We start from the raw sequence: 20,474 nt of genomic DNA, 5'->3' as shown, positions 1-20,474 counted from the left end.
GCGCTTGCGTTCCGCAGGCGGTGTACCTGGCGCCTGCCGTGCCTGCGGAGCGCCGGTGCTCTGCGCTTTTCTGCGGGGGGCGGGCTCAGTCATAGATATCGAGATGCCCCCCCGATAGAATCATGCGCCTGGCCTCGATTTGGTCCATCAAAGCGAGATCGTGCGTGGCAATGACGACGGCGGTGCCGAGGCGGTTGAGTTCCAGAAACAGGTTGAGCAGGCGGCGCGCCATCGGCGGGTCGACATTGCCCGTGGGTTCGTCGGCGAGCAGGATTTCCGGACGATCGATGAGGGCGCGCGCGATCGCCGCGCGCTGCTTTTCGCCGCCCGACAGCACCGGCGGCAGCACATTGATGCGTTCGCCCAGGCCCACCCATTTCAGCAGCTCCAATACATCGGTGCGATAGGAGCTTTCATCCTTGCCTCGCACGCGCAGCGGCAAGGCGACATTTTCATAGGTGGTAAGATGTTCCAGCAGCCGGAAATCCTGAAAGACGATGCCAACGCGGCGGCGCAGCAGCGGCAATTCATTGCGCGGAATCGAGGAAATCTCCCTGTCGAACATGCGGATCAGGCCACGCGTCGGCTGCAGCGACATGAAGAGCAGCCGCAGCAGGGTCGTCTTGCCGGCGCCGGAAGGGCCGGTCAGGAATTGGAACGATCTCCTCGGTATGTCGAAGCTCAGGTCACGGAGGATTTCCGGACCCATGCCGTAGCGCAAACCGACGTTCTCAAAGTGAATCAACGGGCAGTCCAGTCTTCCGCAGGGTTCAATCAGGCGACTTGTTAACCAACGGCGTTAACAGCCGGTAAACTTTTCTGGAAAGGCGCCCTATTCATGGCGATCTTTGCGAAGCATTAACCAATAAAATTTACGACTGGGCAGGATTCGTTTCAATGCCCAGTTTGGCAATGGGTGTCGAAACCATGTGGATCACCGCAAAGGGAGGTCATCATGGGCGCTTTTCGCCACCGTCAGCAGCAGGCGGGAATAATTTACGACCTCATTCCGCCCGAACGTGGATCGGGATCCGGCCAGACCCATCGCTTCATGCCGAAACCCGATATCGTCGATGCCGAATTCGTGACCGTCTCCGGCGCGCGAGGCAGAACCGCATCGGGCGTCAACATGCGCTATGGCGGTCATCCGCAATCACGGCCGCAGCCAGCGACGCGCAAGAATGCTCTCTCGCGCATCCTGTCCGGCCTGCGCGGTGCGGAGGAGATTCTGCAGCAGGCATCACGGCGCAGTTTCGTGGCGCTCATCGTCTCCCTTGCCATATTGATCTTCGGCCTTTCAGGCGGTTTTTCCGGTCTGTCCGGCGCGCCGGCCAAGGGCGCGGGCGAACCGCTTCAATTCTCGCATGTGACATTGACGCCGCGCGACGAGAACGGACTGCAGGTGCTGAAATTGAACGGCATCATCGAAAATGCCAGCGGCGCGACGCTTCCGGTTCCCCAGGTGCGTGCGAATCTCTTCGCCGGCGATCAGCTGGTCAGGAGCATCGTCGTGGATACGCCGATCGATCGTCTCGGCCCGCATGAAAGCCGCGGATTTTCGACGCGATTGCAGCATCCCGGTGGAAAAACGCCCGATGTTCGGCTTTCCTTCATGCCTTAGGGGGTGTGTGGGACCTCCTAATTGTGCTACGGCCTATCCATAGTTTTAAAGTGCTGCAGCGACCTTTGCGCATGATATATGACGCGCGGCGCTGTAGAGCTTGATCGGCGGCCAAGGGCCGCGCAGCCATGGAGCATGCCAAGCAATGCCTGTCGTACGCGGGAAGAATATCGAGCCGCTTTTCACTGCCGAGCAGATTGCCGAGCGCAATCACGCCATGGCGAAGGAAATCGCCAGCGGGCCGACGAAGGACCTCCTCGTCATCGCCATCCTCAAGGGCTCGTTCATTTTCGCGGCGGACCTGTTGCGCGCACTGCACGACACGGGACTGGCACCAGAAGTGGAATTCATCACCCTTTCGAGTTACGGCGCCGGCACGGTTTCCCAGGGCGTGCGCATCGTCAAGGACATCGACAGCGACGTTAAGGATCGTGATGTCCTGCTGATCGACGATATTCTGGAATCCGGCCGTACTCTGCGTTTTGCCAAGGAGCTGCTCTACGAGCGCGGCGCCCGCAATGTCACGCTGGCTGTTCTGCTCGACAAGAGCGTCAAGCGGCAGGAAGAGCTGGAGGCCGATTATGTCGGCTTCGAGTGCCCCGATTATTTCGTCGTGGGCTATGGCATGGATGTGGCCTACGCTTTCCGCGAATTGCCCTTCGTCGGTGTCGTCACGGGCGACGCCGAGGCCTGATCTTAAGTTAATACAGGCGGCGTGTCCGCCTGTCCCATTCTGCTCCAGCGATGACGACTCATTAACCACGGAGCCCAATCGCCTGTTGGTCGTTTACCTATCGCAAACGGAATTCTGGTGATTTCGGTCGCGGAACATGACGGACCACGGAGCATAGACCATGGCAAAAATTCTGATCACGGAAGACGAAGACTCGCTTCGCACCTTCGTCGCTCGCGCATTGCGCTTGGACGGTCACGAGACCGAAGAGGCGGCGGATGGCGCGGAAGGTTTGGAGAAACTGAAGCAGGGCGGCTACGACCTCTTGCTGTCGGATATCCGCATGCCCGTGATGGACGGCATCGAGCTCGCCCATCAGGCACATTCGACCTGCCCAGGCATGAAGATCCTGCTGATGACCGGCTATGCGGAGCAGCGCGAGCGTGCCGACGACCTCATGGAAAAGATCGTCGACGTCGTCGCCAAGCCCTTCGCGCTGCCCGATATCCGCAAGGCGGTTGCACGCGCGCTGGCTGCCTGAAATTGATCCTTGGTCAGCACAGGTGTCCCCGTGCTGGCTCCATTCCCGTCATGGGTGGTAGTCTGAAGCGGCCTACTGACCCAGATTCAGCAAGCGCTCCAGATAGCGGCGTTCCTCGCTCAAGGACGGATTATTGCTCAGCCTCTCGCGAATGGCATCGAGAATTTCGCGGGCGCGTTGGGCATCGATGATCTTCGGCACCATGTTGTCGTTAGGGTTGTCAGAGAAACCACCGTCGTTGCGTGACCGGCCGAGCGGGTCGCGGCTGTTTTGGCCTCCCTGGCCCATCTGTCCCGGCATTTGGCCCTGACCTTGGCCCGGTCCCTGTTGCTGCATCTGCGCCATGAGCTGGTTCATCATTTCGCGCGTGCCCTTGCGCAGAGCATCCAGCGCGCGCCCCTGGCCCTGCACGGCGCCTTCGCCATTGCCCTCTGAGAGCTGGCCTGACGCGCCATTCATCTCTTGTTGCGCCTTGCCGTAATTCTGGTTCGGCTTCATGCCGAGCGAGCCCAGGTCTTTCTGCAGCTCGCCGAGCTGCTTGCCGAGATCGTCCTGTTGCTTGTGCAATTCTTTCAAAGCATCGCGCAGCTGGTCGGCCGTCATGTTGTCGGTCGGGTCATTGCCCTTCTGTCCCTGCTGATTTTGACCCTGCTGATTCTGGCCTTGCTGCTGGTCCTGGTTACGCTGGCCCATGTCCGGGCGCATCCGATCGTTGAGGCCGGGCAGCGGCTGGTCCATAAAGCCGTCACCATCCTCGTTCGGATCGCCGCGCTGCATGCGGTCGCGCATGGCCTGATCGAACTTGAAAGTCTGATCCATCAGCTTCTGCTGATCGCGCATGATGCGGCCGAGCTTGTCCATCTGCTCTCGCATCTTGTCATTGGCTTCGCCTTGCTGTTGCCCGCGCTGCGGCCGTCCGGCCTGGAGACTGTTCATCAGCTGCTGCAGCTCCGAGAGCATCTGCTGGGCGGCTTGGCGATTGCCGGAGCGAGCTAAATTCTCGATCTGATCCATCATGCGCTGAAGGTCCTGCTGGCGCAGGATATTGGCGGCCCGCTGGTTGGGCTGGGCCGGCATGTTGCGCATGCGCTCGGCCAGCTCCTTCATATAGGCGTCCATTGCCTTGCGAAGCTCGTCGGTGAGCTTCTTGATCTCGGCGTCAGGGGCGTTGCGCTGCAGGGCATCGGAAAGCTTCTGCTGGGCATCCCGCAAGGCCTTTTCCGCGTCGGTCAGCTGCGCGTCTTCCATGCCGAGCGCGATCTGCCAGAGATAGTCGGCCGTATCCTTCAATGACGTTTCGCCGCTTGCGAGTTTCATGCGCGTCAAAGCGGATTTGATCGCGAGATAATTGCCGAGATCCGGAATCGTCTCTTCAGGCCGGATGGTCAGCGATTTGTTGAGCTCGATCGCCTCCGGCATCTTGCGGGTATCGAGCGCGAAGACCTGGCGCTCTTCCGCCACGGCCGCGGCAAGCGGCTGGCTGAAATTGCGGGATGGCAGCACCATCTCATAGGGGGCACTGCGGCCCGTCTGGCCAGCGCCGTCCTTGGCGACGAGCGTGATGCGGACGCGCTTGCCGGCGAGCGGATCCTGCGTCAGATCGTGGCTCGCCAGGCCCTTGCCGTTGCGGCGGTCGCGACGCGGCATTTCGAGCCTGAATTCCGGCAGGCCGTAAAGAGGGGTTGCCGCGGGATCGGATTCGACCGGCACGATCTCCGCATGGGTTTCCTCGACGCCGTAATCGTCCTTCACCCTGAAGCCGAGCTCCAATGCGCCGTTGGTCATTGCATGCGGAATGCCGTCAAAGGTGATTTCCGGTGGCTTGTCGACCACGACGTTGAAGGACCAGGACTTGCCGTTCACGGTCAGTTCGCCGTCCTTTTCAAGCTTGAGAACGTGGGTGCGGGCAATCATTGCATCCGTGGCGGGCGCATTGCCATTGCCGCTTGCTGCAGGCTGCGCTGCCGGTTTGGCGCCCGCCGGGGCTTGCTTGCCGGCATCGGCGGATTGTTCGGGAATTTCGGCACCCTTATCGCTGCCGGCTGCCTGGAACAGCACCTTTTCATCCGCCGACGCGCCCGTGACACGCACCGTGAGTTCGGAGAATTGCGGCACGTTGAGGCTATTGCCGGCATTGGCGACGTTGCCGGTCAGGTAAACAGGCGCTTCGCCGGTATAATAGGGCGGAGTGACCCATGCATCGACGCGAAGATCCGGATTGCTCGACGAGGAAGGAGACGCCGTGAAGGCATCGCTGAGCGAGCCGCCGCTATTGGACATGGAAAAGCTGAAAGCCGTCACCAGCAGCAATGCCGGGATGGCGCGCAGTGCGAAGCGGTCGTAGCGGGCGATATCCGGCCGCGGCAGGCCGGCATCCAGGGCGGCGATGTGCTCGGCCATGCGGGTCTGGTGCTCGCGCCAGAGCGCGCGGGCAAAGGGCGTATCGAGCGCGGGCTCATCCTCCTGCACCGTGACCGGCTGGTGGGCGAGGCCGTTTCTCTCTTCCAGCAGGCGGTCGGCTTCGGGGGTATTCGGCCAGCGCAAACGCCGCAGCGGATTGAGCGAGATGACGAAACCGACAGCGTAGACGGCAAGCATCAGGAAGCGAAGACTATCCGGCGCAATGCGGAAAATGCCGAACCAGGCGGCAGACAGGAACAGGGCCAGAATGGATGCCGGCAGCAGCAGCCGTGGCAGCAGCTGCTCCGAGACCAGCACGATCCGAGCAAAGAGACGCTTGACCGCAACCATGCGCGCCAGCGCCGGACGGGTGGCGAAAGCGCCCTTCTTAGGGTTGCTGGGGCTGGTCATCGGTCCGGTCTTCTCCCGATCTGACATTGATGGCCAGAGCATGATGCCGAAAAGTGTAGGCGGTTTTCGGACGACATCATGCTCTTCTTCTTTGATTCTAAAGCGGATTCAGATTGTAGATCGATCCGATCTACAATCATCCGGCTCTAGTAGCCCGTTTGGGTGGCGCGGCGTCCCACACGCTCGCGCACGCGGTGCCCGGCGAGACACCATTCAATCAAAGATAACATTCTTTGTGGCGAAGACGAGGGCAACGGGCGTGAAAGGCTGTTTTTTCATCGGACTTCGCCGAAACGTGATCGGGTAGGGCGGCTATTCCACCGTCCCCCGAAATCATGGATTGAAGCCGATTATCCCTCAAGCCAGGCCGGGATGGAATCCAGGCCGATCAGATCCTCGTAGGTTGCGCGCGGACGGATGACGTGGAACTCATTGCCCTTGACCAGCACTTCGGGAACCAGAAGCCGGCTGTTGTAGGTGCCGGCCTGCACGGCGCCATAGGCACCGGCTGAACCGACGGCCAGCAGATCGCCGGGCTTCGGCAGCGCCATCTCGCGGTCGAGTGCCAGATAGTCGCCCGTCTCGCAGACTGGGCCGACGACATCGGCCTTGATGCGCTTGATATCGGCAGCACTCGTCACAACCGGGCGGATCTCGTGATAGGCTTCATAGAGCGTCGGGCGAATGAGGTCGTTCATGGCGCCATCGACGATGACGAAGCTCTTGTCGCCGCCGTCCTTCACATAGATGACTTCGGTCACCAGAATGCCGGCATTGCCGACGATCAGGCGGCCTGGCTCGGTGACGATCCGGCAGTTGAGGCCACGCAGCTGGTTCTTGACGATCTCGGCATAGGCGTCGGGCAAAGGCGGCGGATTGCTGTCGTCGCGATAGGGAATGCCGAGGCCGCCGCCGATATCGACATGATGGATATCGTGACCGTCGCCGCGCAGGGTCTCCACGAGATCGCGCAGCAGCTTGAAGGCGTCGTCGAACGGCTGCAGCTCGGTAATCTGGCTGCCGATGTGCATGTCGATGCCAGTGACCTTGATACCAGGCAAGCTGGCGGCACGTTCATAAACGGCGCGGGCACGCTGCCAGGAAATGCCGAACTTATTTTCCTTCTTGCCGGTCGAGATCTTTGCATGTGTGCGGGCGTCAACGTCCGGGTTGATGCGGAAGGAAACGGGAGCGACCTTGCCGGCGCGGACGGCGCGCTGGTTCAGCACTTCCAGTTCCGGCTCGGATTCGACGTTGAAGCAGTAGATGCCGGCTGCCAGCGCCACGTCCATTTCCTCAGCCGTCTTGCCGACGCCGGAGAACATGATCCGGCTTGCCGGAATGGCTGCGGCCAGCGCGCGGCGCAGCTCACCGCCGGAGACGACATCGACGCCGGCGCCGAGGCGGCCAAGCGTCTTCAGTACCGCCTGGTTGGAATTGGCCTTCATGGCGTAGCAGACCATGGCATCGACATCGTCGAAGGCTTCCGCGAAGACGCGGTAGTGGCGCTCCAGCGTTGCCGTCGAATAGACATAGAAGGGGGTGCCGACCGCCTTGGCGATCTCTGGAACCGGAACATCCTCGGCGTGGAGGATGCCGTCGCGATACTCAAAATGGTTCACGGTCGTCGCCTATTCAGAGAAGCGGGTCGAGGAAGAACTTCTTGTCCTCCGTACCCGGCTCCTTCGTCGGCTTCGAGACGTCGCCGCCTTTGGTCGCATGAGCACTCGGCGGATCAAGAGGGCCTTTGCGGCCACATCCGACGACGGCAAGGCCGACGACCGAAAGCACCACGGTCAGGCGGATGATGTGCGGCATGTTGATCTGCATCGAAATCCTCTTGGGCGGCAAACGCGGAAGCAGTCCTTCATAGCGAAGTTTCCGAGCCTTGTGCACCCTGATTGTTGATTGTGACTTTCGGCGATTTTCTCAGTTGCGGGCGCGCCAGAAGGCGATCTGCTTTCGCACTTCCGAGGGTGCCGTGCCGCCGAAACTCTTGCGGCTGGCAACCGAGGCCTCGACCGTCAGAACGTCGAAAATCTTGTCCGTGATATCGGGGTGGATTGCCTGCAGCTCTTCGAGCGACAGCTCCGCCAGCTCGCAGGACTTGCTTTCGGCAAGCGCCACTGCGCGCCCCGTAACATGGTGGGCATCGCGGAAGGGCAGGCCTGCTTCGCGCACCAGCCAATCGGCGAGATCGGTTGCGGTGGAATAGCCGGACCCAGCGGCAGCTTTCATGCGGGCGGTGTTGATCGTCATGTCGCGCATCATGCCGGTCATGGCGGCAATCGCCAGCTCCAGGCTTTCGGCAGCGTCGAAGACCTGTTCCTTGTCTTCCTGCATGTCCTTGGAATAGGCAAGCGGCAGGCCCTTCATGATCGTCAGCAGCGCCACCAGCGAGCCGTTGATGCGGCCGGTCTTGGCGCGCACGAGTTCGGCGGCATCCGGGTTCTTCTTCTGCGGCATGATGGAGGAGCCGGTCGAGAAGGCGTCGGAGAGGCGCACGAAGCCGAATTGCGGCGTCGACCAGATGACGATCTCTTCGGCAAGCCGCGACAGGTGCATGCCGGCGATGGCGGCGATTGACAGGAATTCGAGGGCGAAATCGCGGTCGGAGACGGTATCGATCGAGTTGCGGGTCGGCTCGCGGAAGCCGAGCGCCTTGGCCGTCATGTGGCGGTCGATTGGGAATCCCGTGCCGGCAAGGGCAGCGGCGCCGATCGGCGATTCGTCCATATGCTCGATGGCGTGGCGCACGCGCGAGCGGTCGCGGCCGAACATCTCGACATAGGCCATGCAGTGATGACCGAAGGTGACGGGCTGTGCCGTCTGCAGATGGGTAAAGCCAGGCATGACGCTGTCGGCATGTTCCTCGGCGCGATCGAGGAAGGCGGCGATCAGATCGGTCAGCGCCTGCTCGCACTTCTGCAGCTCTTCCTTCACCCACAGACGGAAATCGAGCGCCACCTGATCGTTGCGCGAGCGGGCGGTGTGCAGGCGGCCGGCGGCCGGGCCGATCAGGGTCGCAAGCCGCGCCTCGACGTTCATGTGGATGTCTTCGAGGCGGCGGGAGAACTCGAAATTACCGCTTTCGATCTCTGACAGGATCGTGTTCAACCCGTGAACGATCTTGTCTTTATCCTCGGTTGAAATGATGCCTTGATTGGCGAGCATGCTCGCATGCGCGATTGAGCCGCGGATATCCTGGGCAAACAGCTTCTTGTCGAAATCGATCGAGGCATTTATCTCCTCCATGATCGCCGCGGGGCCGGAAGCGAAACGCCCGCCCCACATCTGGTTGGAGGATTTGGTGTCCGTGCCGTCAGTCATGAGATGCCCACCTGGAGAATGTAATGACAGCAAAGAAGCCGTTCGGTCTGCCGTCCATGAAACTCGTTCTGCTCGCCGCCGTCGCTGGGGTCATTGCCGGTGCGGCAGCGGTATACGTGAAGGAGGCGGGGTATGGCAATGGTATTGGTGAAACGGCCTCGGCCGATCAATGCGGATCGGCAAGGGATCGTGCCGCTGCCCTGACGCCCTTCACCAAGGGCCAGGTCGCCGCCATGAGCGTGCCGCCGGCGCCGATCTCGCTTCAGGGTGTTTCATTCAAGGGGGCTGACGGGCAGCCGCTGTCGATCAGCAGTTTCACCGGCAAGACTGTGCTCTTGAACGTCTGGGCGACATGGTGCGTGCCGTGCCGTGAGGAAATGCCGGCACTGAACGCGCTCGAAAAGAGCGTCGGCAGCGACAAGTTCGAAGTGGTTGCCGTCAATATCGATACGGGCGACGACGAAAAGACCAAGGCCTTCCGCACGGAATATGCCATCGACAAGCTCGGCTACTATCGCGACAATACCATGGGTGTGTTCAACGTATTGAAGAAGCAGGGCCTTGCCTTTGGTTTGCCGGTGACGCTGCTCATCGACGACAAGGGCTGCCTGCTATCGGCGATGAACGGGCCGGCGGCCTGGGACAGCGAGGATGCAAAAGCGCTGGTGAAGGCTGCGGCGGGTATTTGATTTTCTCCTTCTCCCCTCGGGGAGAAGGTGCCCGTCAGGGCGGATGAGGGGGAGTGTGTCATAGCAAGCGCGTTGCTGGGTAAACAGTACCGTTTGCCGGTAACGCCCCCTCACCCCGTGCTGTCGCGCGACCCTCTCCCCGATGGGGCGAGGGTATCTTACCGCGTCGGAACCGGCGTTTCACCGCGATAGTCGTAGAAACCGCGGCCGGATTTGCGGCCGAGCCAGCCGGCTTCGACATATTTCACCAGCAGCGGACAGGGGCGATATTTGGAATCGGCGAGCCCGTCATGCAGCACCTGCATGATCGACAGGCAGGTATCGAGGCCAATGAAATCGGCAAGCTGCAGCGGGCCCATCGGGTGATTGGCGCCGAGCCGCATGGCGGTGTCGATGGCATCGACGGTGCCCACGCCTTCATAGAGCGTATAGATCGCCTCGTTGATCATCGGCAGCAGGATGCGGTTGACGATGAAGGCGGGAAAGTCCTCGGCGACGGTGATCGTCTTTTCCAGAGAGGTGACGTAATCCTTGGCGGTGGAGAAGGTCGATTCGTCGGTGGCGATGCCGCGCACCAGCTCAACCAGCTTCATCACCGGAACCGGGTTCATGAAGTGAATGCCCATGAAGCGCTCGGGACGGTCGGTGGCGGAAGCAAGGCGGGTGATCGATAGCGACGAGGTATTGGTGGCCAACAGCGCCTCCGGCTTCAGCACCGGACACACCTGCGCATAGATCTTGCGCTTGACGCTTTCGTCTTCGGTTGCCGCCTCGATAGCGAGATCGACCTGGGCAAGATCGTTGAGATCGGCGGAGCCAGTGATGCGGGAGAGGGCTGCCTTGCGCTCTTCGTCGGTCGCCTTGCCGGAGGCGACCTGGCGGGCGAGATTGCCGTTGATGGTAGCAAGCCCGCTTTCGATGCGATCCTGCGCCAGATCGTAGATATGGACCTTGTAGCCGGCCATGGCGGATACGTGGGCGATGCCGCAGCCCATCTGGCCCGCGCCGATAATACCGATCGTCTTCAGCGAACTCATTGCCAACTCCCCGGCGGCGCGCTCTTGGCGGTGCGCTATGCTCTTAATCCAAATTTGCCGGGCCATTTCTAGCCCGGCAAAGATTGATAGACCTATAAGAGACGATTTTCCAGTCTCTCGCAACTGCGAGAAAGTCAATCGGCGTGCTCACAGCGCCTTTTGCAATTCCGGCAGCGCTTCGAAGAGGTCAGCGACGAGGCCGTAGTCGGCGATCTGGAAGATCGGCGCTTCCTCGTCCTTGTTGATGGCGACGATGACCTTCGAATCCTTCATGCCGGCCAGATGCTGGATGGCGCCGGAAATGCCGCAGGCGATATAGAGCTGCGGTGCGACCACCTTGCCGGTCTGTCCGACCTGCCAATCGTTCGGCGCATAGCCGGCATCGACGGCAGCGCGCGAGGCGCCGACGGCGGCACCCAGCTTGTCGGCGACAGGAAGAATGACTTCCCTGAACTTCTCCGCCGAGCCGAGCGCGCGGCCGCCCGAGATGATGATCTTGGCAGAGGTCAGCTCCGGACGATCCGAGGAAGACAGCGCGTCGCCGACGAAGGTGGACAGCGCCGGATCGGCAGCGGCCGACACCGTCTCGATCGCAGCCGAACCGCCTTCAGAGGCGGAAGCGAACGAAGCCGTGCGCACTGTGATCACCTTCTTGGCGTCGGTCGACTGCACCGTCTGGATGGCGTTGCCGGCATAGATCGGCCGCTTGAAGGTGTCGGCGGAAACGACTTCGATGATTTCCGAGACCTGGGCGACGTCGAGCAGGGCGGCAACGCGCGGCAGCACGTTCTTGCCGACCGAGGTCGCAGCGCCGATGATGGTATCATAGGAACCGGCCAGCGATACGATCAGGGCTGCCAGCGGTTCGGCGAGATTGTTGGCGAGGCTCGCATCCTCGGCAACCAGCACCTTGGAGACGCCGGCAAGCTTTGCCGCCTGCTCGGCCGCAGCCTGGGCGCCCGCGCCGGCGACCAGCACATGAATGTCGCCGCCGATCTTGGTTGCTGCCGTCAGTGCCTTGGCGGTCTGGTCGGAGAGGTGGGCATTGTCGTGATCAGCCAGAAGAAGAATGGCCATGGGTCTTATCCTTTCCTATCCTCAGAGCACGCCGGCTTCGGTCTTGAGCTTTTCGACAAGCTCGGCAACCGAGCCGACCTTGACGCCGGCCTTGCGACCGGACGGTTCCTCGGTCTTCAGCACCTTCAGCCGCGGCTCGGTCGACACGCCGAAATCAGCCGGGCTCTTCTTGTCGAGCGGCTTCTTCTTGGCTTTCATGATGTTCGGCAGCGATGCATAGCGCGGCTCGTTCAGGCGCAGGTCTGATGTGACGACCGCCGGAAGCTTGACCTCGATGGTCTGCAGGCCGCCATCGACTTCGCGGGTGACCTGAGCCTTGCCATCGCCGATCTCGATCTTCGAGGCGAAGGTCGCCTGTGCGGTGCCGAGCAGGGCTGCCAGCATCTGGCCGGTCTGGTTGGAGTCGTCATCGATCGCCTGCTTGCCGACGATGATGAGGCCGGGCTTTTCGGCGTCGGCAACGCCTTTCAGGATCTTGGCAACGGCCAGCGGCTCGACGGCATCGTCGGTCTCGACCAGAATGGCGCGATCCGCACCCATGGCGAGCGCCGTGCGCAGCGTTTCCTCGGCCTTGGCCGGGCCGATCGATACGACCACGACTTCCTCGGCCTTGCCGGCTTCCTTCAGACGCAGCGCCTCTTCGACCGAGATCTCGTCGAACGGGTTCATCGACATCTTCACGTTCGAGAGCTCGACGCCAGAACCATCCGGCTTCACGCGAATCTTGACGTTGTAGTCAACAACCCGCTTAACGGGAACGAGAATTTTCATGGAATCCTTCCTTCAACATGACCGCCCGAGAACATGCGCTGTTTAGCGCCATTCCATTTGTCGAATGGCGACATGGATACGCGTTTTTCCCCCAATTACAACGCTTCCAGGCCGCCTGAGAGACGAAATGCTTGAAAGGCATAAATAACGTTTACGTCAACGTCAATATGTGGTGCCTCTCATGACTGATTTGTGCCGCTACCGATTCTTCCCGGGAACCCAGAGCACGTCGGCGCGGCCGCGATGATTGGCATGCCGCGCGGCGACGAAGAGAAAATCGGAAAGGCGGTTGATATATTTCAGGGCCGGCGGGCTGACGCGTTCGCCTTGCTCACGCGACAGCGCCACCATGAGGCGTTCCGCGCGCCGGGCAATGGTGCGGGCAAGATGCAGATGGGCAGAGGCCGGGCTGCCGGCCGGCAGAACGAAGGATCTCAATGGCTCGAGATCGGCATTCAGGAGATCGATGTCGTGCTCGATGCGTTCGACCTGATGGTCGATGATGCGCAGCGGCTCATAGGCCGGCGGCTCGTCGGTTTCAGGGGTGGAAAGATCGGCGCCGAGATCGAAGAGATCATTCTGGATCCGCATCAGCATGGCGTCGAGATCGGGCAGCTCAATCGTGTGCAGCCTTGCGACGCCAATGGCGGAATTGGTTTCGTCGACGGTGCCGTAGCTTTCGACGCGCAGGTCGTGCTTCAGCCGCCTCGGGCCGGCGACGAGGCCCGTGGTGCCGTCATCGCCGGTCTTGGTGTAGATCTTGTTGAGCTTGACCATCGTGTTCCTGTGGTAGAGCCTTTCGCTTTTCTTCGGATCGCGAAATGCCCTAACCCTTTGTTTTAAGCAATTCCGGATGGAAAACCGCTTCGCACTTTTCCTGGAATTGCTTTCGAGCATGATGCCGAAAAGTGTGAGCGGTTTTCGGACGACATCATGCTCTACTTCTTTGATTCTAGAGCGGATTCAGATTTTAGGTCGAACAGACCTAAAATCATCCGGCTCTAGGCCGGGCGGCCGCCGCCCGTCAGCCAGAGCGTCAGCATGATCAGAATGACCGCGACTGCCTGCAGCAGGACACGCAATTGCATCAGCCGGTTCGAAAGGTTCGGATTGTCGCCTTTCATCATGTTCCAAAGGCCGCGAACGAGAACGATCGCGACAAGTCCCATGACAATGATGGCGGCGATATAGGTAAAGGTCGACATGGCTCCTCCATCCTTGTCCTTAAAAGCGGTTCAGCCTTTCACGGATATCCGAACCGCTTTATCTCGTTGCTTTTCGCAATTCCTCGCGGAAAACCGCTGCGCACTTTTCCGGGATTGCTCTAGTCCAGCCGACGCATCAGACGATAGAAAAGGTTAGCCGGCAATAGCCTTTTCAAGAGGACGCCCTGCTTGGCGGGCGTCGTTACCAGATAGTGTGGGCGTGGGCTCTTCACATTCAAAGCCAATTTTAGCACATCATAGACCGCTTCTGGACCTAATTTATGCTTGTTGATCGGGCCTGATCCATCAAGCCGTTTCAGTTGCCTGCGGTATTCCACCGCATGGGCGGAGCCCTCAAGGTCGATATGCTCGCGGATCTTGGCGAGTGCATTGGCGGTAAACTTCGTCGCGATCGGGCCGGGCTCGATGAGGCTGACATGGATGCCGCTACCCTGCAGCTCCATTCTGAGCGTGATTGTCAGCCCTTCCAGCGCGAATTTCGAGGCCGTGTAGGCGCCGCGGAAACGGTAGGGAACCAGCCCGAGAATGGACGAGCAATTGACGATGCGGCCATGGCCCTGTTTGCGCATCAGCGGCAGGACCTGGCGCGTCAACTCATGCCAGCCGAAGACATTCGTCTCGAACTGCGCGCGCAGCACATCGGTCGTCAGATCCTCGACGGCGCCCGGCTGCCCGTAGGCGCCATTGTTGAAGAGGGCGTCGATGCGGTCGCCCGTGCGCTCCCTAACCGTTGCAACCGCAGCTGAAATCGTCTCGGGACGGGTGTAGTCCAGCAGAAGTGCTTCGATGCCGTCGGATGCAAGCGGGGCGAGATCGGCTTCGTTGCGCACCGTCGCGAAAACGCGCCATCCGTCGGCTTTCAGTGCCCGGGCGCAGTAAGCGCCGATTCCGGAGGAGCAACCAGTCAGCAGGATGATGCGTTGTTCCGTCATGAGGAGATGATTCCTGTACAAACCGGAACTCGTTTCCCATATTCAGGAACCCGATACAATCGACAACCGGCGGTGTCAGCCGGATGATGCCGACGTTAGGCGGAGATGGAATGCCGACAGTCCTGCGCACGATTTACAAGGTGATCTACGACGCAGTGTTCCATTTCGTCGAGGACGACGGGTTCGCCATGGCAAGCCACGTCGCGCTGTCGACGCTGCTGGCGGTTTTCCCTTTCCTGATCTTCGGTACGGCGCTGGCGAGTTTTCTCGGCGCCAGCCAGTTCTCGTCGACGGCTGTACACCTGATTTTCGACACCTGGCCGGAGGCGATCGCCAAGCCGCTCGCCGATCAGGTCGTACAGGTGCTGACGATCCCGCGCGGCGGGCTTTTGACGGTCTCCGTGCTTGCGGCCGCCTATTTCGCGTCGAATGGCGTCGAGGCGCTGCGCATATCGCTGAACCGCGCCTATCGCGTCCTCGAAACCCGGCCGTGGTACTTCAACCGTCTCGCCAGCCTCGGCTACGTGCTGATCGCCGTGTTGATCTTCGCGATCCTCAGCATCCTGCTCGTCGCCGTGCCGCTGGCGCTGAATTACACCCGGCAGTGGCTGCCGCGGCTCGCCGACATTCTCGAGATCGTCTTCAGCTGGCGGATCTACGGCACGATCTTTCTGCTGCTGGCGGGCCTCATGATCCTGCATCTCTGGCTGGCGGCCGGCCACAGGCGGATCTTCGACGTCATTCCCGGCGTGCTGCTGACCTTGATCTTCTGGTCGATCGGCGCTGTGCTCTTCGCCTATTATCTCTCGACCTTCGCCAATTATACCGCCACCTATGCCGGCCTGGCGTCGGTGATGATCGTGCTGATCTTCCTCTATATGTTGGCCGTGATTTTCATCATGGGCGCGGAGATCAACGCGGCGCTGATGAAGTTCCGCGTGCGGCGGCTTCTGTTCGGCAAGGCGGCGAGCCGCGCAGCCGCCGAGGTAGCCTCGGAAAAGATACCCTCGGAACCAAGGGCCGAACCGAGGGCCGAATCAGAGGCCGATGCGGCGGCGAAGCTCCGCCGGTGACAGGCCTTGCCGGCGCCATTCGGCAATGCCGGTATCGCCCATGCTCTTGGAGAGCTTTTTGCCATCCCCTCCGAGGACCAGACGATGGTGATGATAGAGCGGTTCCGGCAGGCCGAGGAGTGTCTGCAGCAGGCGATGGATCGAGGTGGCGTGGAAGAGGTCGAGCCCGCGCACGACATGGGTGATACCCTGCACGGCATCGTCGATCACCACCGAGAGATGGTAGCTCGAGGGCGCATCGGAACGCGACAGCACGACATCGCCCCAGGCGGCGGGATCGGCCGGAATAATGCCCGTCTCGCCGTCGCCGCTTTCCTGCCAGTGCAATGGTTCGTCCACTGTCGCTAGTGCCCTTTCCATGTCGAGACGCCAGGCGTGTTTCATGCCCGAAGCAAGCAGGCGCTGCCGCTCGGCATCGCCGCGCTCGCGGTCATCGGGCGGATAGAGTGGCGTGCCGTCGGGATCGCGCCGCCAGGAACTGCCCTCGGCTTCGAAATCGGCGACACGTGATTTGACCTCGCCGCGTGTCAGGAAGGCGGGGTAGACGAGACCGTGCTCGATAAGTGTCTGCAACGCCGTCTGATAGGCCGCAAAATGCTCGGATTGCCGGCGCACCGGCTGCTGCCAGCGAAGGCCGAGCCAGGAAAGGTCGGTGTAGATGCCCTCTTCGAAATCGGGTGTGCAGCGCGCCTGATCTATGTCTTCGATACGCAACAGGAAATCGCCGCCGGCCTTTGCCGCCATGTCGTGATTGAGAATGGCCGACAGCGCATGGCCGAGATGCAGCGGGCCGTTCGGGCTCGGGGCAAAACGGAATTTCGGCTTTTGACGGGGAATCTCGATCATGCTTTCTTCTGCCACGAATTTGAACCGGGGACCACGAGACGCCATGCAGATCATTCGCGACGAGCGCGATATCGAACAGGGACTGGCTGCGCTGCTGGAGATCGACCCGCGCCTGCGGCCCGTTGCCGCAGAGGCCGGCACCTTGCCGTTGCGCCTGCGCGAACCGGGCTTCGAAGGGCTTGCCCATATCATCGTTTCGCAGGTGGTCTCGCGCGCCAGCGCGGATGCGATCTGGGGGAAGATGATCGCCGGCATGGGACAGGTGACCGCCAAGGGCTATGCCGGGCTGGAGCCGGAGGCATGGCGAAGCTTCGGCCTGTCGCGAATCAAGCACGAGACGCTTTACCGCGTAGCCGAAGCGGTTGCCGGCGGCAGCCTCGATCTCCATGCGCTCAGCGCCGAATCACCTGAAAAAGCGCTTGCCGAGCTGACATCGATCAAGGGAATCGGCCCGTGGACGGCCGAAGTCTATCTGATGTTCTGCGGCGGTCACGCAGATGTGTTTCCAGCCGGCGACGTCGCGCTGCAGGCGGCCGTCGGCATGGCTTTCGGCCATGAAGTCAGGCCCTTGGCCAAGGCCGTTGCCCGGGAAGCCGCGGCTTGGGCGCCCTGGCGCTCGGTCGCGGCCCGGCTTTTCTGGGCCTATTACGCCGTGAAAACGCGCCGGGACGCGCTGCCTATAGTTTAATCGGCGGCCTCCCCGAAATTGCCTTTATGCACTGAATTTATTGGACTTCACAATCCTGTAACAACCGGCCTAATATACAAGATGTAGATGCCGAATCGATCAGGAGGGTTCCTTGACGATTGCAGTCTCCCCGCAGTCCTTGCCGGCGCTCGTGCTGAACGCCGACTACAGACCGCTGAGTTACTATCCCTTGTCGCTCTGGTCCTGGCAGGACGCGATCAAGGCGGTTTTTCTTGACCGTGTGAACATCATCGCGGAATACGATCAGTGCGTGTCCTCACCGAGCTTCTCGATGCGGCTGCCGAGCGTCGTATGCCTGAAGACATATGTGCAGCCGTCCCGCAATCCCGCCTTCACCCGTTTCAACGTCTTCCTGCGCGACAAGTTCGAATGCCAGTATTGCGGCTCCCATGACGACCTGACCTTCGACCACGTCATCCCGCGCGCCCATGGCGGCGAGACCACCTGGGAGAACGTCGTGGCCGCCTGCTCGCCGTGCAACCTGCGCAAGGGCAGCAAGCTGCCGAAGCAGGCCGGCATGTTCCCGGCGCAGAAGCCATACCAGCCGACCGTGCAGGATCTGCACAACAACGGCCGCCTCTTTCCGCCGAACTATCTGCACGACAGCTGGCTCGACTATCTCTACTGGGATTCGGAACTGCAGCCGTAGGATTTCCTTCTCCCCTTGGGGAGAAGGTGGCCCGAAGGGTCGGATGAGGGGGAGCGGCGGCACGCAAATTTGCCTTTCGCTTGCCGCTCAAGGCCCTCGTCGCTTCGCTTCTCGTCCCCCTCATCCGGCCGCTTGCAGTTTCGCTTTGCTCACCTGCTCGCGCCCACCTTCTCTCCGCGGAAGAGAAGGGGTCAACCCGCCTTCTTCGCACCCACAAAAGCAATAGCAGCCAGGATGACGCTGGCGATCACGTTCCAACCGGCCATGGACAGGCCGAGGATGCGCAGCGCTGCTTCCGTGCAGGACGGGCCTTTGATGGCGTTCAGCTGGCCGAGCAGGTCGCCGGCATTCTGCGAGACGCTGCTGGCCGTTGTCGAGCAGGTGGTCGGGCCTTCCCAGAAGTGCCATTCGACGCCGGCGTGATAGACGCCGATGCCGCCGCCGACAACCATCATCAGGCCAGCGATGATGAGCAGCCCGCGGGTGATCCAGGAGGGCAGGCCGGCGACTGCCGTCAGCACGGCGATGATGGCGACGGGAATGCCGTAATAATAGGGCTGGCGCTGCTCCAGGCAGAGCGCGCAAGGGATATAGCCGCCGATATACTGGAAGCCGAGCGCCGAGCCGATGACGACGATCATGCCGATCGTCAGTAGGACGCCATAGCCGAGGCCGGCGCGGGAGGAAGGCGAAGTCATGGACATGCGTTGGGGCTCCTTGGATCAGCTCGCCAGGGCAAAATGGAAGATGCCGTAGAGGGCGATGAGAACGGCGGCGGCTGCCATGGTGATCTGGCCCAGGCGCTTCTCGATGAAATGGCGGATGGATTCGCCATAGCGGCGAAGCAGGAAGGCCAGGAGAAAGAAGCGCCCGCCGCGCGCGACGATGGCGGAGATGATGAACAGGCCGAGATCGATATGGGCGACGCCGGAGAGGATCGTCACCACCTTGATCGGCGGCAGATGCGCCAGCCCCGATGTGACCAGCAGCAGGAGTACCCATTCATAGGTGATGCCGGCGCTCATCTGGTTGAAGGCATCGAGCTTGCCATAGAATTCGAGGATCGGCTTTGCGATGGTCTCGAAGGCGTAATAGCCGAGCGCCCAGCCGGCAATGCCGCCAAGCACGGAGGCAACCGTCGCCGTCAGCGCATAACGCCAGGCACGCTCGGGCTTCGCCAGCGACATCGGCAAGAACAGTACGTCCGCCGGAACGAGAAAGACGGAGCTCTCGACGAAGGCAATCACGGCCAACCAGATTTCCGCCGATTTGCGGCCGGCGAGCGACATGGTCCAGTCGTACAGTCTACGAAGCATAAGGCCCCCTTTTTGCTGCGTTGCAAACCTTTAGGGGGCAGGATTATGGCTGTAAATGGTCGAGGACTGACGGAAGTGGCGGAAAGGCAAAATTTTTCGTGATGGGGGTGGGGGCTAAGGCGGCGACGTCGAAGCCGTCACCAGACCTTCTCAGTAATATTCAACTCGCGTTTCGTTTAGGACGACGCGGATCACACGATAAGCATAGAGGAAGCTGGCAAGGCCAAGTGTCACGATAATCAGAAGGACCCAGAGAACCACATGTCCTATCGAGTGACCGATATTGAAGGTGCAATTGAGGCGGCCGACGGGGCGGCCTGAGCCATCCAGCAGCTCGGTTTTGTTCAACACGGCACGGTTGAGGTAATAGGGAAAGACGATCAATGCGAGGCCGAGCGTGACGATCGTCAATATGATCCAGAGAATCACGCTGCCAATCGATTCAGCTACGCTGAACGAGCATTTGAGGCGACCGATGCGGGTGGGTGAGGTTGCAACTTCAGACAATGTAAGGCCCTTCAAATAGTTAAGTAAGTAGTGGCAATATTATTGCTTTTTAACCGACGAATTTCCGGGCACAATTCTGCGAATGATCAGATCCCAATCATCCGGACGATCTGCCGTCGATTTCATGCTTGCCATCCCCAATTTGCTTTTGGCCTTGCAGTCTATCGTCGAGACGCGGCCCTTTGCGGTTTTGGTCAGCTTGCAGAGGCCGGATGCCTTCAAAGGACTTCCGGCATAAATCTCCGCGACTTTGAAAGTGCCCTGGTTAATCATCAGACCTGAGAAGCTAAAATCGCCGTCGGCAGTTTTTGCGCCTACAATCATCTCACGATTGTTCGGTTCCCGTATGAAGTAGGTCCATCCGCATGGTCGTTTTGGAGTATCGCCGATTTTTACGAAGCATGTTCGTGCAGCCGAAACTTGATGTTCAGGCGCCGAAATAGCTTCGTCAAACATCAGGCACGCGATCGCTGCAATGCAGATTGTGTGAGTTATATTCATGGCGCTCCCCGCTTTGAGGCGCACTATTGCCGTCAATCGCGCTAAAGTCGAGTCGCTGAAGTTTTGTTGCGTGAAGTTATCGGCCCGGTTGTATTTTGCAAATCGTAGCTCGAATTTGCTAGGCCCCGTGATTACGGTGGATATCGAAATTTACAGAGCCGATTG

Annotated in this window: 23 protein-coding genes; 7 read left to right on the top strand and 16 right to left on the bottom strand. The window is 60.7% G+C overall.

The annotated features are described in order from the left end of the window. Nucleotides 1-85: 85 nt before the first annotated feature. Nucleotides 86-745, bottom strand: a complete 660-nt coding sequence (gene ftsE, locus DQ393_RS08345) for a cell division ATP-binding protein FtsE (protein WP_162736933.1) — start codon at nt 743-745, stop codon at nt 86-88. Nucleotides 746-955: 210 nt separating this feature from the next. On the opposite strand from ftsE, the gene DQ393_RS08340 reads away from it, so the two are divergent. From DQ393_RS08340 to DQ393_RS08330, 3 genes are all read left to right on the top strand, one after another. Beyond that, nucleotides 956-1,621 (top strand): hypothetical protein, encoded by a 666-nt coding sequence (locus tag DQ393_RS08340; RefSeq protein WP_112341295.1) that lies wholly within the window; start codon nt 956-958, stop codon nt 1,619-1,621. Between the two features lie 145 nt (nt 1,622-1,766). Continuing rightward, nucleotides 1,767-2,315: a hypoxanthine phosphoribosyltransferase gene (gene hpt, locus DQ393_RS08335; protein WP_112341294.1), complete on the top strand. Its 549-nt coding sequence runs from the start codon at nt 1,767-1,769 to the stop codon at nt 2,313-2,315. 160 nt (nt 2,316-2,475) lie between these two features. Then, nucleotides 2,476-2,835: a response regulator gene (locus DQ393_RS08330; protein ID WP_069612925.1), complete on the top strand. Its 360-nt coding sequence runs from the start codon at nt 2,476-2,478 to the stop codon at nt 2,833-2,835. Nucleotides 2,836-2,907: 72 nt separating this feature from the next. Here DQ393_RS08330 and DQ393_RS08325 read toward each other — a convergent pair whose 3' ends face one another. The 4 genes from DQ393_RS08325 to argH form a co-directional block, all read right to left on the bottom strand. After that, nucleotides 2,908-5,646, bottom strand: a complete 2,739-nt coding sequence (locus DQ393_RS08325; protein ID WP_112341293.1) for a TIGR02302 family protein — start codon at nt 5,644-5,646, stop codon at nt 2,908-2,910. Nucleotides 5,647-5,996: 350 nt separating this feature from the next. Beyond that, the gene (lysA, locus tag DQ393_RS08320) at nt 5,997-7,268 is read right to left on the bottom strand and encodes a diaminopimelate decarboxylase (protein WP_112341292.1); all 1,272 of its coding nucleotides are present in this window, start codon (nt 7,266-7,268) and stop codon (nt 5,997-5,999) included. Between the two features lie 13 nt (nt 7,269-7,281). Next, nucleotides 7,282-7,476, bottom strand: a complete 195-nt coding sequence (gene lptM / locus DQ393_RS08315) for an LPS translocon maturation chaperone LptM (RefSeq protein ID WP_015341316.1) — start codon at nt 7,474-7,476, stop codon at nt 7,282-7,284. A 99-nt stretch (nt 7,477-7,575) separates the two neighbouring features. After that, a complete protein-coding gene (gene argH, locus DQ393_RS08310) occupies nt 7,576-8,976 on the bottom strand; it encodes an argininosuccinate lyase (protein ID WP_112341291.1) in 1,401 nt (466 codons plus the stop codon). Nucleotides 8,977-8,999: 23 nt separating this feature from the next. Here argH and tlpA point away from each other — a divergent pair, with 23 nt between their 5' ends. Next, nucleotides 9,000-9,665, top strand: a complete 666-nt coding sequence (tlpA, locus tag DQ393_RS08305; RefSeq protein WP_112341290.1) for a thiol:disulfide interchange protein TlpA — start codon at nt 9,000-9,002, stop codon at nt 9,663-9,665. Between the two features lie 158 nt (nt 9,666-9,823). Here the strand turns inward: tlpA and DQ393_RS08300 are convergent, their stop codons facing one another. The 6 genes from DQ393_RS08300 to DQ393_RS08275 form a co-directional block, all read right to left on the bottom strand. Continuing rightward, nucleotides 9,824-10,702 carry a 3-hydroxybutyryl-CoA dehydrogenase gene (locus DQ393_RS08300; protein ID WP_112341289.1) on the bottom strand — a complete coding sequence of 293 codons (879 nt, stop codon included), beginning with the start codon at nt 10,700-10,702 and terminating at the stop codon, nt 9,824-9,826. A 147-nt stretch (nt 10,703-10,849) separates the two neighbouring features. Then, nucleotides 10,850-11,779 carry an electron transfer flavoprotein subunit alpha/FixB family protein gene (locus tag DQ393_RS08295; protein ID WP_112341288.1) on the bottom strand — a complete coding sequence of 310 codons (930 nt, stop codon included), beginning with the start codon at nt 11,777-11,779 and terminating at the stop codon, nt 10,850-10,852. Between the two features lie 21 nt (nt 11,780-11,800). After that, nucleotides 11,801-12,550: an electron transfer flavoprotein subunit beta/FixA family protein gene (locus DQ393_RS08290; protein ID WP_112341287.1), complete on the bottom strand. Its 750-nt coding sequence runs from the start codon at nt 12,548-12,550 to the stop codon at nt 11,801-11,803. A gap of 198 nt (nt 12,551-12,748) precedes the next feature. Next, on the bottom strand, nt 12,749-13,327 hold the full coding sequence (locus DQ393_RS08285; protein ID WP_112341286.1) for a cob(I)yrinic acid a,c-diamide adenosyltransferase: 579 nt from the start codon (nt 13,325-13,327) through the stop codon (nt 12,749-12,751). Nucleotides 13,328-13,551: 224 nt separating this feature from the next. Continuing rightward, nucleotides 13,552-13,755 carry a twin transmembrane helix small protein gene (locus tag DQ393_RS08280; protein ID WP_112341285.1) on the bottom strand — a complete coding sequence of 68 codons (204 nt, stop codon included), beginning with the start codon at nt 13,753-13,755 and terminating at the stop codon, nt 13,552-13,554. Nucleotides 13,756-13,874: 119 nt separating this feature from the next. Further along, nucleotides 13,875-14,708, bottom strand: coding sequence for an SDR family oxidoreductase (locus DQ393_RS08275; RefSeq protein WP_112341284.1), 834 nt, complete (start codon nt 14,706-14,708; stop codon nt 13,875-13,877). A gap of 110 nt (nt 14,709-14,818) precedes the next feature. Between DQ393_RS08275 and DQ393_RS08270 the strand changes: the two genes are divergently transcribed. Beyond that, complete coding sequence (locus DQ393_RS08270; RefSeq protein WP_112341283.1) at nt 14,819-15,781, top strand: YihY/virulence factor BrkB family protein; 963 nt, start codon at nt 14,819-14,821, stop codon at nt 15,779-15,781. On the opposite strand, the gene gluQRS is transcribed toward DQ393_RS08270, so the two are convergent. Then, nucleotides 15,746-16,627: a tRNA glutamyl-Q(34) synthetase GluQRS gene (gluQRS, locus tag DQ393_RS08265; RefSeq protein WP_112341710.1), complete on the bottom strand. Its 882-nt coding sequence runs from the start codon at nt 16,625-16,627 to the stop codon at nt 15,746-15,748. The genes DQ393_RS08270 and gluQRS overlap by 36 nt on opposite strands. Before the next feature lie 43 nt (nt 16,628-16,670). Between gluQRS and DQ393_RS08260 the strand changes: the two genes are divergently transcribed. Beyond that, entirely contained in the window at nt 16,671-17,315 is a 645-nt protein-coding gene (locus DQ393_RS08260; RefSeq protein WP_112341282.1) for a DNA-3-methyladenine glycosylase family protein, read from the top strand. Nucleotides 17,316-17,427: 112 nt separating this feature from the next. Next, a complete protein-coding gene (locus tag DQ393_RS08255; protein WP_015341304.1) occupies nt 17,428-17,985 on the top strand; it encodes an HNH endonuclease in 558 nt (185 codons plus the stop codon). A 191-nt stretch (nt 17,986-18,176) separates the two neighbouring features. Here the strand turns inward: DQ393_RS08255 and DQ393_RS08250 are convergent, their stop codons facing one another. The 4 genes from DQ393_RS08250 to DQ393_RS33170 all read right to left on the bottom strand — a co-directional run bounded on the left by DQ393_RS08250 (nt 18,177) and on the right by DQ393_RS33170 (nt 20,309). Beyond that, complete coding sequence (locus DQ393_RS08250; RefSeq protein WP_112341281.1) at nt 18,177-18,689, bottom strand: disulfide bond formation protein B; 513 nt, start codon at nt 18,687-18,689, stop codon at nt 18,177-18,179. Nucleotides 18,690-18,707: 18 nt separating this feature from the next. Further along, a complete protein-coding gene (locus DQ393_RS08245) occupies nt 18,708-19,301 on the bottom strand; it encodes a YqaA family protein (protein WP_112341280.1) in 594 nt (197 codons plus the stop codon). Between the two features lie 150 nt (nt 19,302-19,451). After that, nucleotides 19,452-19,808 carry a DUF6693 family protein gene (locus tag DQ393_RS08240; protein ID WP_210209412.1) on the bottom strand — a complete coding sequence of 119 codons (357 nt, stop codon included), beginning with the start codon at nt 19,806-19,808 and terminating at the stop codon, nt 19,452-19,454. 39 nt (nt 19,809-19,847) lie between these two features. After that, complete coding sequence (locus tag DQ393_RS33170) at nt 19,848-20,309, bottom strand: hypothetical protein (protein WP_146758966.1); 462 nt, start codon at nt 20,307-20,309, stop codon at nt 19,848-19,850. Between the last annotated feature and the right edge of the window lie 165 nt (nt 20,310-20,474).

This window comes from Martinezella tropici, assembly GCF_003287875.1.
Taxonomy (GTDB): Bacteria; Pseudomonadota; Alphaproteobacteria; order Rhizobiales; family Rhizobiaceae; genus Rhizobium; species Rhizobium tropici_C.
This window is presented reverse-complemented; position numbering and strand designations above follow the sequence as displayed.